Origin of the sequence: Actinobacillus ureae ATCC 25976, from assembly GCF_000188255.1 — a bacterium.
GTDB lineage: Bacteria > Pseudomonadota > Gammaproteobacteria > Enterobacterales > Pasteurellaceae > Actinobacillus > Actinobacillus ureae.
This window is the reverse complement of record NZ_GL831080.1, coordinates 110,639-122,583: the sequence shown is the minus strand read 5'-3', so window position 1 is coordinate 122,583 and position 11,945 is coordinate 110,639. Positions and strand designations below refer to the sequence as shown.

At 34.0% G+C, this 11,945-nt stretch carries 10 protein-coding genes; 4 read left to right on the top strand and 6 right to left on the bottom strand.

Going from position 1 to position 11,945, the window contains the following annotated elements:
* Window positions 1–152: 152 nt before the first annotated feature.
* The 6 genes from HMPREF0027_RS00575 to HMPREF0027_RS00550 all read right to left on the bottom strand — a co-directional run bounded on the left by HMPREF0027_RS00575 (window position 153) and on the right by HMPREF0027_RS00550 (window position 7,883).
* On the bottom strand, window positions 153–1,325 hold the full coding sequence (locus HMPREF0027_RS00575) for a nucleotide sugar dehydrogenase (protein ID WP_005621201.1): 1,173 nt from the start codon (window positions 1,323–1,325) through the stop codon (window positions 153–155).
* Between the two features lie 10 nt (window positions 1,326–1,335).
* Window positions 1,336–1,707: a hypothetical protein gene (locus HMPREF0027_RS00570; protein WP_244261821.1), complete on the bottom strand. Its 372-nt coding sequence runs from the start codon at window positions 1,705–1,707 to the stop codon at window positions 1,336–1,338.
* A gap of 107 nt (window positions 1,708–1,814) precedes the next feature.
* On the bottom strand, window positions 1,815–4,679 hold the full coding sequence (locus HMPREF0027_RS00565) for a glycosyltransferase family 2 protein (protein ID WP_005621196.1): 2,865 nt from the start codon (window positions 4,677–4,679) through the stop codon (window positions 1,815–1,817).
* A 12-nt stretch (window positions 4,680–4,691) separates the two neighbouring features.
* Complete coding sequence (locus HMPREF0027_RS00560) at window positions 4,692–5,249, bottom strand: hypothetical protein (protein ID WP_005621195.1); 558 nt, start codon at window positions 5,247–5,249, stop codon at window positions 4,692–4,694.
* An 8-nt stretch (window positions 5,250–5,257) separates the two neighbouring features.
* Window positions 5,258–6,505 carry a hypothetical protein gene (locus tag HMPREF0027_RS00555; RefSeq protein WP_005621192.1) on the bottom strand — a complete coding sequence of 416 codons (1,248 nt, stop codon included), beginning with the start codon at window positions 6,503–6,505 and terminating at the stop codon, window positions 5,258–5,260.
* A gap of 31 nt (window positions 6,506–6,536) precedes the next feature.
* Window positions 6,537–7,883, bottom strand: coding sequence for a glycosyltransferase family 2 protein (locus HMPREF0027_RS00550; RefSeq protein WP_155812092.1), 1,347 nt, complete (start codon window positions 7,881–7,883; stop codon window positions 6,537–6,539).
* 160 nt (window positions 7,884–8,043) lie between these two features.
* Here HMPREF0027_RS00550 and HMPREF0027_RS00545 point away from each other — a divergent pair, with 160 nt between their 5' ends.
* Genes HMPREF0027_RS00545 through HMPREF0027_RS00530 form a run of 4 tightly spaced genes read left to right on the top strand, consistent with a single transcriptional unit; the run spans window position 8,044 to window position 11,840 of the window.
* Window positions 8,044–9,207 carry a polysaccharide biosynthesis/export family protein gene (locus tag HMPREF0027_RS00545; RefSeq protein WP_005621188.1) on the top strand — a complete coding sequence of 388 codons (1,164 nt, stop codon included), beginning with the start codon at window positions 8,044–8,046 and terminating at the stop codon, window positions 9,205–9,207.
* A 49-nt stretch (window positions 9,208–9,256) separates the two neighbouring features.
* Window positions 9,257–10,396 carry a capsule polysaccharide transporter gene (locus tag HMPREF0027_RS00540; RefSeq protein WP_005621187.1) on the top strand — a complete coding sequence of 380 codons (1,140 nt, stop codon included), beginning with the start codon at window positions 9,257–9,259 and terminating at the stop codon, window positions 10,394–10,396.
* A complete protein-coding gene (locus tag HMPREF0027_RS00535; RefSeq protein WP_005621185.1) occupies window positions 10,396–11,193 on the top strand; it encodes an ABC transporter permease in 798 nt (265 codons plus the stop codon). Before HMPREF0027_RS00540 ends, HMPREF0027_RS00535 begins: the two co-directional genes overlap by 1 nt.
* Window positions 11,190–11,840, top strand: a complete 651-nt coding sequence (locus HMPREF0027_RS00530) for an ABC transporter ATP-binding protein (protein WP_005621183.1) — start codon at window positions 11,190–11,192, stop codon at window positions 11,838–11,840. The genes HMPREF0027_RS00535 and HMPREF0027_RS00530 overlap by 4 nt, the downstream gene beginning before the upstream one ends.
* Window positions 11,841–11,945: the final 105 nt, after the last annotated feature.

The window sequence follows — 11,945 nt, the reverse complement described above, 5'->3', positions numbered from 1 at the left end:
TACTACAGCCCCTTAATTTATTCTAAATAATATTAATAAAACAAGCGGTCGCATTTTTCCTAAATTATGCACGTTTTAAGAAAAATTTGACCGCTTGTTTTTATAATTTACGGATTAGTTAGTAACAGTATAATCTTCCTTAGTAATTGTGATTAACTATCTCCTTTAAAAACATCCCTAGTATATACCTTATCAAGTACATCAACAAGATTCTCTGTAATACGATTAGCAAGTATGATATCTGATGCTCGTTTAAATTGTTCTAGATCCTTTGTAACCTTTGAACCGAAAAACGTATCTTCATCTAAAACCGGTTCATACACAATTACTTCTATTCCCTGAGCTTTAATTCTCTTCATAATCCCCTGAATAGCAGAAGCTCGGAAATTATCAGATCCAGCTTTCATCACTAAGCGATAAACTCCGACTGTTTTAGGCGATTTTGCTAAAATATCTTCAGCAATAAAATCTTTACGAGTACGGTTTGCTTCCACAATAGCATTAATTAAATTTTGTGGCACATTTTGATAATTAGCTAATAATTGCTTCGTATCTTTTGGTAAACAATACCCACCATAGCCAAATGACGGATTATTATAAAAATCACCAATTCTCGGATCTAAACATACGCCTTTAATAATATCTTCCGTATTTAAACCTCTAATAGAGGCATAAGTATCTAACTCATTAAAATACGCAACGCGCATAGCAAGATAAGTATTTGCAAATAGTTTTATCGCCTCCGCTTCCGTATTATCCGTAAATAATATGTCCACATCTTTTTTAATAGCACCTTCAAGTAACAAGTTTGCAAAAGTTCTTGCTCGCTCTGATTTTTCTCCCAAAATAATTCTGGAGGGATATAAATTATCGTGTAAAGCCTTACCTTCTCGTAAAAACTCAGGTGAGAAAATAATATTTTCCGTTTGATATTTTCGCTTCATTTGCTCTGTAAATCCAATAGGAATGGTTGATTTTATTACCATTACAGCATTTGGATTAGTTTTAAGCACTTGCTGAATAACAGACTCCACACTACTTGTATCAAAATAGTTTGTTTTAGGATCGTAATTAGTTGGTGTAGCAATAATCACAAATTCAGCATTCTGCAAAGCCTCCTTAGAATCTAAAGTTGCTTTAAAATTTAGCGGTTTATTTTTTAAAAAATCTTCAATTTCTTGATCTTCTATTGGCGATTTTTTTTGATTAAGAAGCTTAACTCGCTCCACATCAATATCTAATGCAACGACAGAATGATTTTGAGAGAGCAAGACTGAATTAGATAGTCCTACATAGCCCACTCCTATAATGGTTATCTTTTTCATAAAATTTCTCCTATTTTAGCCACTCTGCATATAATCTCAGAGCATTTGCTAACATTGCCTCCCGATGAGGCTTATAAAAGTGCAATGGAATCATTGATAAAAATAACAAGATTGTCTCTTTATCACTAATTCCTGGAGTCAAATTGGTTTGCATAAACACCGATTGGATTTCTTTAAAATGCTGATCCAAATTAAAAATTAGTTTTACGCCCAATTTTTCTGAACGTTCCAGCTTAAAAGAGTCAGCAATAATAAAATCATACAAACCAATAAAGGAATAGCAAAGCTTCGCTAAGTCATAACTATAAATAGTTAGTTCTTGCTGAATATTTAATCCTCGAGGATCGATAAACCTAATATTATTACTACGAGAGTCATACATTATATTACTAAAACATAAATCACCGTGTATTACTGCTGGAATCTCGGGCATTGCATAAAATAAAATTTTCTTCGTTGAAACAGTTTATAACAGCACTAAATTTCATTTTATTTATCTCTAATACTATTTATTAAAAACTTATTTTTACTAATTCCAATGCCTTGACGAGCCTGCTCAATTTGCTCAGTTGTCCATTGTAATTTTCTATCCCACGGCATATAGGTAAGCGTAGGTGATTTTTTAAAGGATTTACCTTGCTCTTTCTCTGCAATCGAAGCCATAACCTGAAACAGGATCTCTTCCGTTGGGTATTTTGGTAAATCATTAGTTTGTTTGCATAACTGCAAAAACTCAGATAATAAGGCAAATATTGCTTTTGCACTATTAACATTCAAGAACATACCTTGGACCATTCCTTTACAAGCCAGATCAGAAATATTCATGCTAATTTTTTGGCTGACCCAATGACGAAGTGCCTGATGGGAAACGATCTTCTCTTGCCAATATCCATTAATTTTGCCAAAGTTCATGCCAATATCGAACTTAACCATATAATCACTCGAACCAGGCTGCACGTATAAACTATCGTAGTTATCAAAGATAACATAATCAAAATTAATTCCTGATTCTAATAGTTTGTTAAAGTTATCCAGGTAATAATTTACTTGGCGATATTTGAAATTATTATATTCTATAGCAGAATTTACAATAACCTTTAACTTATGCTGTTTTTCAAATTCAGACAGTTTGTTAGTAATATTATTATTAATATACTGTGGATTAATATGCACTATAATTGCAACCACACCATTATTATACTCAATAATATTATTTAATTTCTTTAATAAATTATCCAATTGATCAGGATAAACTAAACTAAATGCTAATTTTGTATGATTATTATTTGTTAATACCGGAGTTGGATTATCAAAATTTTTGATGAAAGTATATTTACGACTTTCATCATTATCATCAATAGCACTGTACTGATAATGCGTGATACCTTGACGATTTAATGATTTATTGACAACCAAAAAATGATTTTTCTTTTGGATACCTAGTTTTTTAATAGATGTATTATTACCATGTAATACTCTATTATAACATATCTTATTAACATGTTTAAACGGACCAACTTCACTCAATTTAAGGTAAATATCCAAATCCACAGAATTTTCAATTTTCTCATCAAATCCTGATGTCAAATGCCATGCTCGAGCAGTAAACATTCTAAAGTGATGAACAATCATCGCTGTGATAAGTTTTTCTCGAGAGAAGACCGACCAATTATAGCCATTAGCAATTAGACTACCATCAGGATTTACATTCCTATTAGTTGTATATACACAAGCAAGAGAACGATCCTTCAAAAATTCATTTAAGCAAATTTCTACCGCATCAGGTTCTAAATAATCATCTGAATCTAATTGGGCAATATAATATCCATCAGCAGCTTTAACAGCACTGTTAGATGCAACAGCAATTCCGCCATTTTTCTGATTTAAGATCTTCACTCTAGGATTTTGACCATATAGCGATTCTATTACTTCCAAAGTATTATCTGTAGAACCGTCATTGCAAATACAAACCTGTAAATCAGTAACTGTTTGATTTAAAGCACTATCCACACAACGTTGAATGCTATCTGCACAATTATATGCTGGGACATATATTGTTACTAAAGGAACTTTATGGATTACCGCTGATTCTATAGGCTGTAACTTACGATAATAATAAGGTACTTTTTCTTTAACAATATTTAGCGTAATCTTCTTCCCTTCCGCTCTATCTGTTTCATTCTCTGCACCTGGAGGCTCTTGATGATAAGCCATTCCCCCTTCCACAGCTCTGAAATAGCATCCATTTTTGAAAAGTCGATATCCAAATTCATTATCTTCGCCCCCCCAATAAGTAAATTCTTCATCAAACCATCCAGCTTTAACTAGCCACTTTTTAGAAAAAGCAACATTGCCGCCACTAAAATATCGGAATGGGCTATCACAAAGTCGTAAATTCTCTGTTTTTTTAAAATGCTCTAAACGCCAGTCTACAGAAATATCACCGGCATCTTTGCCTGCCACATTGTTATTTGTTCGAATCTCTGGCAATGTACAAATTAATTGAGAATCTAATCGAATTGAATCTGGAGAAACATTTTTAGTATCTACATATTTTCTAGGACCAATTAATGCTACATCATCATCCTCTAAAAGTAGTTCTACATAGGACTGAACCCAAAGAGGATTTGGTGCCATATCACAATCTAAAATAGAAACTAAATCGTATTTAGCAGATCTTAATCCTAAATTTCGAATAGCACAAAGTTGATAGCCATAATCTTTTTGACGAACATATTTAATATCCAGGTCTTTTTCATAATTACGAACAACGGAACAAATATCTTCTTTGCTCCCATCATCAGCAATAATAACTTCAAAAGGATATTTAGATTTTTGATTCACCAAACAAGAAAGTGTAATTGCTAAAATACGGCTACGATTAAAAGTAGGAATAACAACTGATAACCCGATCTCTTTGGGTTGTTCTATCTTTATTGATGAACGAATTTTTCTTACTTTATTCCATTTAAAATCATTTGGTCCTTCAGGTAACGCAGGTAAAATTAAATCTTTTGGAAAGTCTCCTGGAATGGGATTAACATTTTTAACTTCTGCATTCTCAGACCTTTTAGAAACAATAGCCTTCCAGTTTTTTATTAAATTTTCTTTATCATGTGAACTAAGGTTTTTCCTTTTTCCAAAAGACATTATTTGTGTAGCTAAATCTAATTCGATGCTTTTAGCAAAGTTATTACTATAATTCTCAGATAAACCTAATGCCTCCTTACATTTTTCAACATGAAAAGAAACTATATCATTTCCGTATAAATTTCCCGCCTCGTTGAATAATTCCAATGCTCGTTTATAATTTTCTTTTTTATATTCTGAAATAGCTGATGATAAAACATTCATTTTTATATAACCCTACTTATGATTTCTTTTAAAAGTTAGAGCTGTTTTTAAAACAGTAAACGGTACAAATATATTACTTTTAACTAACTCAGCACCTAGCTGATAAGACAAATGCTTCTTCACTTTTTCTACTTCTGAAAAATCTGCATATTCTTCAATATTAGGCAGTTTAAGATTTTTTTGCTCTTCTTTTACTTTTTTAGCTTCTATCTTTAGTAGCCAAGGCATCGTTAGCCAACCTTTAAAAGATCTACTTGCCTCAATCATTTTTTTACCCAGTCTATAAGGAAGCTCATTTTTAAAGCGCTCTGCAGCACCGAAATAAACAGGATTTTTTAATGCCATTAGTGCATTATGTTGTTTCTCTAGCTCTTCTTGAGTTCGATGTAATTGTAAAAGTAAGGTTTGATTTTCAGATTCAACTTGTTTTAATTCAGATTGCATATTACTAAAATCTTTTAATTTAGACTGTAAATCGGATTTTTCTTTTTCAATACTACTTAGCTTCTGCTGATAATCAGTACTTTTTTTCTCAACATTTCTTTTTGCTACAACCTCTTTCTCCAACATTTCTTGTGTTAAATGTAATTGCGAAAGAATGGAGTTATTTTCAGATTCAACTTGTTTAATTCAGATTGTATATTACTAAAATCTTTTAATTTAGACTGTAAATCGGCTTTTTCTTTTTCAATACTACTTAGCTTCTGCTGATAATCAGCACTTTTTTTCTCAACATTTCTTTTTGCTACAACCTCTTTCTCTAACATTTCTTGTGTTAAATGTAATTGCGAAAGAATGGAGTTATTTTCGGTTTCTATTTTTTGCTTCGCATCGCGTTCATTTTTATGTTTTTGAGCTAATTTTTCATTTTCTTTTCGTTGTGATTGGGCTTCATTCTGATATTGCTGAATTAATGCTTCACTATCTTTGAGTTTAGATTGCTGTAGCATTTTATCTTTCACAATTTCTTTCCAAATATTTAAAACTGCGTTTTTGTTAAAATCAATTTTCGCTAAATAAGGTAAATCTGAATAGGTTTGGAGTTCTTCATAAGCTGCAAGAACATCAGTATGCTTTTTAAGCATACTATCAATGAAAAAATATTCTAACTGCTTATTTTCTAAAGCAGATTTTTCTGTGATAACACTTAATTGAGAGGTTTTATTTGAATCAAGTTTAACTGGTGCTTGGATTTGTGCATAAACAGTTTTAATTGAATTTTCAGAAAATTCAATTAATTGCTTGCTACTAATAAGAACGGCTCTGTCTCGTACTTTTTCAAAAGTATTTAACATTTTTTTATTATAATCGATCCAAGATTCTAATTCTGAACGAACTTGATTTTCGTCTAGTGATAAAATTTGTTCTTCCGTATACTGTAATAATACGCTATTTGGACTATCATAAACAAAAACGAAATGAATATTCGGATCGACTCGTTGCCAATATTCCAGAACATCTAATGCATCTGGGTTTGCCCACCCCCAAAAAGATTGATCTAAGTTACCGAGCATTAGATCTAATGCTAAATGATCCCACAATGGATTAACTAATGCGTTTTTCGATTCTTGCTTATGAGATGAAACTAACTCTACACGCTGAGCTAATTTCTTTACTTGGCGTTTAGATCTATTATGTTTAATTGAATATGGCTGTTCAGATATCTTTGATGTTTTTACTACTTTGCTCAAAATAGTATCTATTTCATGTGGATACATACCATCCCTCTTAGAAGGAAGAGCCTGTTTCATTCCAACTGCTTGAAAAATTTTCTCTACACTTTGATATCCAGATGCAGAGTGCCCAATAATAATGATTTTTTTCATATACCCTCTTTGTCTAATATAAAACTCTAATCTAAAATAGACCTTGTAGACCTTGCCTAATGAGATATATATTATATATTATATCTCTGTAATCGACTCTGTTTTTATCTGATACTTTGAATGGGCGAAAGTTATTCAATAAGTAATAAGGTTTTCTTTTATTAGCTACTTCGGAAAGATGCCAAAGAGTCCAAGCTTCCAAATAGTTTAATCGCTCTAAGGAAATTCCATTAACGTAGCCGGTATCATCAGATGTCATTAAAGAACCTTCTCTATGAGTACCAATTGTAAGAGGTTTCTTTATGGTCAAACATAATTCATGTCCAAATACTAATTTTAGTCTTGCATTAAACTCACTATCTGCTCCTGTTCTAACACAATCCCATAATCCTATTTTTTCTATAACAATATTTTTTCTAAATAAAGCAGAAGAAGGATTTAATCTTGTGAGAGGATATACGCTCCTAGCGTATGCTGTACCATTGTTGCATATACGAAACCATTGAGAAAATGTAACAATTAGATCAGGATTTTCTAAAAGAGGTAATACCTGTAACATTATTTTTTGAGGATGAGCCCAATCATCTGAATCTTGGCAGGTAATAAACTCACCTTTAGCTAAGAAACACCCAATGTTTTTTGCTGCATAAGTACCAATATTTTTTTGTAATTTGAGTAGCTTTATCTTACTAGATGACCTTTCTAATCTTTCTATTATTGATATCGTACTATCTGTACTTGAATCATCAATAATAATAATTTCTATGTTGTTATATGTTTGTGATAATAAAGAGTTAATAGACCATTCAATCCATTTCTCACTATTAAATGTTGTCACTAAAATCGATACTAGAGGTAAACCATCTAACTCTGAAAGAGATAAATGTTTAGATGTTATATTTTTAATAAAATTATTATCTTTTTTATTTATTAGAGTTATTTCACTTAAATTATACTTACTAAAGTACTTATTTATGTTTTCTATTTTTGAGTTTAAATCTAAATAAACGTTATTATATAATAGGTATAGGTCTGGATGATTTATATTACTAGGAATATTACCTACTGTCTTTCCTAAGTGATATAATATAAAAAGCCTTAATAAGCAAGGCTTTTTATTACGCAAACAACATAATGCTAAACTAGGATTGTAAGGGAGAATGCCTAAAATAAAAGTCATGTTATTCATATATTTAGAAGATAAGGGAATTATATTGTTCTTATTGCTAGTATTATAGCTGGTGGCTATCTTGGCAATATCATAATAAATGTATTTTTTATACTTTGGGTTATTTATTATTTCATTATATAAACCAAGCTTATATAATATCCTTAATTTTAACTTCGATGGAAGGATATCTTTATATTTTGCTAGCATATATATGTACTTTGTTTTTAATATATTTATTAAATTCTTAAACAAAATCAAAGTAAACTTCCCTCAACACTATAGTAGACTAGAATAATTTTGCTTAACTTATCTTGATAATGTGTTATGATTATAGCTCATTATCTCTATATTCGTAAGGTTTTTTTTAATGAATTTACAAAAAAAATATACCTTTGCTTTATGTATTTTGCTTTCGGGTTGCTCTTCTTTACCCACAACGGGGCCTACATTAAATAAAGTAACAGAAATGAATAAATACGGACATGTTGAAGCAAATTTAATTGAACTTAATGAAACTGTAGTGAAAAATTTGTACAGAGTACAGCAAAGCCAGCAATTTTCCGGTTTTTTAGATACGGCTGGCGGTGCAGGATATGTAGGTGCGGTCAATGTGGGTGACGTGCTTGAAATTTCGATTTGGGAAGCGCCGCCGGCAGTGTTGTTTGGCGGTACTTTCAGTTCTGAAGGGCAGGGTAGCGGGCATTTAACCCAATTGCCGGCGCAAATGGTTAACCAAAAAGGTACGGTTACCGTGCCGTTTGTCGGTAATATTCGTGTAGCGGGTAAAACACCGGAGGCGATTCAGTCTCAAATTGTCGGTGCGTTGCAACGTAAGGCAAATCAGCCACAGGTATTAGTAAAAATTGCTAATAATAACTCTGCGGATGTGACGGTTATTCGTCAAGGTAACAGTATTCGTATGCCGTTAACTGCAAATAATGAGCGTGTGTTAGATGCAGTGGCAGCAGTAGGCGGTACAACTGAAAATATTGAAGACGTTACTGTAAAATTAACTCGTGGTTCGCAAGTCAAAACATTAGCGTTTGAAACCCTAATTTCTGATCCGGCACAAAATATTATGTTACGTGCTGGCGATGTGGTGTCGCTGTTGAATACGCCTTATAGCTTTACTGGTTTAGGTGCGGTGGGTAATAACCAACAAATGAAATTCTCAAGTAAAGGTATTACTCTTGCCGAAGCTATCGGTAAGATGGGCGGTTTAATTGATACCCGTTCGGATCCGAGAGGGGTATTTGTGTTTCGCCATGTGCCTTTTACCCACTTGAGTTTAGAGCAACAAGCACAATGGGAAGCAAAAGGTTATGGTATCGGTATGGATGTGCCGACGGTTTATCGTGTGAATTTACTCGAGCCGCAATCAATATTTTTATTACAGCGCTTCCCAATGCAAGATAAAGATATTGTATATGTTTCGAATGCACCATTGTCTGAGTTCCAAAAATTCTTAAGAATGATTTTCTCAGTAACATCACCGATTACGAGTACTACTAACAGTATTCGTGGCTATTAATTGCGGTCAATAGACCTTATAATGATAAATCTATTTAGAGGAAAGGATAATGGTAGCGATTACCGCAGAAAAACCGAATAAACCTAAGAAAAAAAGCTTATTAAGAAAGTTAAATCCATTACTTTGGTTAACGGTTATTCTCCCAACATTATTTTCAGCTATTTATTTTGGGCTGTTCGCTTCGGATATTTATGTCTCCGAATCAAGTTTTGTGGTGCGTTCGCCACGTAATCAGCCTTCGTTTTCTGGTGTAGGAGCTCTGTTACAAGGTACAGGTTTTACTCGTTCACAAGAAGATACTTATTCGGTGCAAGAATATATGCGTTCTCGTACTGCATTAGAACAATTACAAACTGAATTACCAGTTCGTGATTTCTATGCAACAAAAGGCGATATTCTGAGCCGTTTTAACGGTTTCGGTTTAAACGATACGCAAGAAGCGTTTTTCCGCTATTTTAAAGATCGTTTAAGCATTGATGTGGATTCCGTATCAGGGATTGCGACTTTACGAGTACAGGCGTTTGAAGCGAGTGAAGGGCAACAGTTAAACGAAAAATTGTTAAGACTGGGTGAAGATCTGATTAACCGTTTAAATGCTCGAGGTCGTAAAGATACGCTTGCGTTTGCTGCTCAAGCGGTGCAAGAGGCGGAAAAAAATGTTAATGAAACTGCTGAAGTGTTAAGTAAATATCGTATCAAAAATAAAATTTTTGATTTGCCGGCACTATCGGGCGTACAGCTTTCTTTAATTTCGAGTCTGAAAAGTGAACTGATTCGTGTGGAAACGCAATTGGCGCAATTACAGTCAATTACACCGGATAACCCGCAGGTTGATGCATTACTGATGCGCCAAAAAAGTTTGCGTAAAGAAATTGATGAGCAGTCAAAACAGCTTTCGGGTAATACGGGCAGCTCGGTTGCGAATCAATCGGCGGATTATCAGCGTTTAGTGTTGGCCAATGAATTAGCACAGCAGCAACTTACCGCAGCAATGGCATCATTACACAATACCCGAGGTGAAGCCGACCGTCAGCAACTTTATTTAGAAGTTATCAGTCAACCAAGTCAACCAGACTGGGCATTAGCACCAAGCCGTTTATATAACATTATTGCGACTTTTATTATCGGTTTAATGCTATATGGAATTTTCGGTTTATTAATCACGAGTGTGAGAGAGCATAAAAACTAATGCAATATGGTGACCAAACAACGTTTCGACAATCGTTAGCTGTTCAGGGGCGTGTGATTTATGCGTTGCTGATGCGGGAGATTATTACCCGCTATGGGCGTAAGAACTTAGGCTTTTTATGGTTGTTTATTGAGCCGCTGTTGTTAACGTTTTTAATTGTGTTGATGTGGAAGTTTTTCCGAGCGGATAAGGTTTCTACGTTAAATATTGTGGCGTTTACGATTACCGGTTATCCGATGACAATGATGTGGCGAAATGTGTCAAATCGAGCAATTGGCTCGATTTCCGCTAACTTAAGCCTTCTATATCACCGTAACGTACGGGTATTAGATACGATTTTTGCTCGTATGTTATTGGAAGTCGCCGGTGCGACAGTTGCTCAGATTTTGATTACGGCAGTATTAGTTTTTATCGGTTGGATTGATACGCCAAAAGATGTGTTTTACATGGTGCTAGCTTGGACTTTAATGGCATTTTTTGCCTTTGGGTTAGGGCTGATTATTTGTTCGTTAGCACAAAAAATTGAAGTGTTCGGTAAGATTTGGAATACGCTGAGTTTCGTACTATTACCGCTGTCTGGTGCATTTTTCTTCGTACATTCACTACCGTCACAAATTCGTGAAATTGCCGAATGGGTGCCGATGATTAGTGGTACTGAAATGTTCCGTCATGGTTATTTTGGCGATTTAGTGCCAACTTATGAAAATGTCGGTTTTCTAATCGTATGCGATTTAGCGATGCTACTATTAGGGCTGATTCTAGTACGAAACTTTAGTAAAGGGATTGAGCCACAATGATTAGTGTAAAAAATGTGAGCAAACGCTATCATACTAATAGCGGTTGGAAAACAGTGTTACAGGATATTAATTTTGATCTACATAAGGGCGAAAAAATTGGTATTCTGGGGCGTAACGGTACAGGTAAATCAACCTTAATTCGCTTAATGAGCGGCGTTGAGCCGCCAACAACCGGTACGATTGAACGCCATATGTCGATTTCTTGGCCGCTTGCGTTTAGCGGAGCGTTTCAAGGCAGTTTAACCGGTATGGATAACCTGCGTTTTATTTGTCGGATTTATAATGCTGATTTCGATTATGTGAAAGCATTTACCGAGGAGTTTTCCGAGCTTGGCGATTATTTATATGAGCCGGTTAAGAAATATTCCTCCGGTATGAAGGCCAAACTGGCTTTTGCTTTATCGCTTTCAGTGGAGTTTGATTGCTACTTAATTGATGAAGTGATTGCAGTAGGTGACTCTCGTTTTGCAGCAAAATGTAAGCACGAATTATTTGAGAAGCGTAAAGACCGTTCAATTATTTTAGTTTCGCATAGCCCGTCTGCAATGAAGGAATATTGCGATAATGCGATGGTGCTTGATAAGGGCATTATGCATAAATTCGAAAATATGGATGATGCTTATAAGTTTTATAACTCAACGCCTTAAAGTCCCACGCACATCTCCCCCTCTTTACTAAAGAGGGGAGATTTCCTTTAAAGGTTAAAGGTTAAAGGTTAAAGGTTAAAGGTTAACAATCTAAGGGGCCGTAGT

Coding starts and splice junctions, on each gene's coding strand:
- HMPREF0027_RS00575 (WP_005621201.1), bottom strand. CDS start 1,325: ATGAAAAAGATAACCATTATAGGAGTGGGCTATGTAGGACTATCTAAT.
- HMPREF0027_RS00570 (WP_244261821.1), bottom strand. CDS start 1,707: ATGTATGACTCTCGTAGTAATAATATTAGGTTTATCGATCCTCGAGGA.
- HMPREF0027_RS00565 (WP_005621196.1), bottom strand. CDS start 4,679: ATGAATGTTTTATCATCAGCTATTTCAGAATATAAAAAAGAAAATTAT.
- HMPREF0027_RS00560 (WP_005621195.1), bottom strand. CDS start 5,249: ATGTTGGAGAAAGAGGTTGTAGCAAAAAGAAATGTTGAGAAAAAAAGT.
- HMPREF0027_RS00555 (WP_005621192.1), bottom strand. CDS start 6,505: ATGAAAAAAATCATTATTATTGGGCACTCTGCATCTGGATATCAAAGT.
- HMPREF0027_RS00550 (WP_155812092.1), bottom strand. CDS start 7,883: ATGCTAGCAAAATATAAAGATATCCTTCCATCGAAGTTAAAATTAAGG.
- HMPREF0027_RS00545 (WP_005621188.1), top strand. CDS start 8,044: ATGAATTTACAAAAAAAATATACCTTTGCTTTATGTATTTTGCTTTCG.
- HMPREF0027_RS00540 (WP_005621187.1), top strand. CDS start 9,257: ATGGTAGCGATTACCGCAGAAAAACCGAATAAACCTAAGAAAAAAAGC.
- HMPREF0027_RS00535 (WP_005621185.1), top strand. CDS start 10,396: ATGCAATATGGTGACCAAACAACGTTTCGACAATCGTTAGCTGTTCAG.
- HMPREF0027_RS00530 (WP_005621183.1), top strand. CDS start 11,190: ATGATTAGTGTAAAAAATGTGAGCAAACGCTATCATACTAATAGCGGT.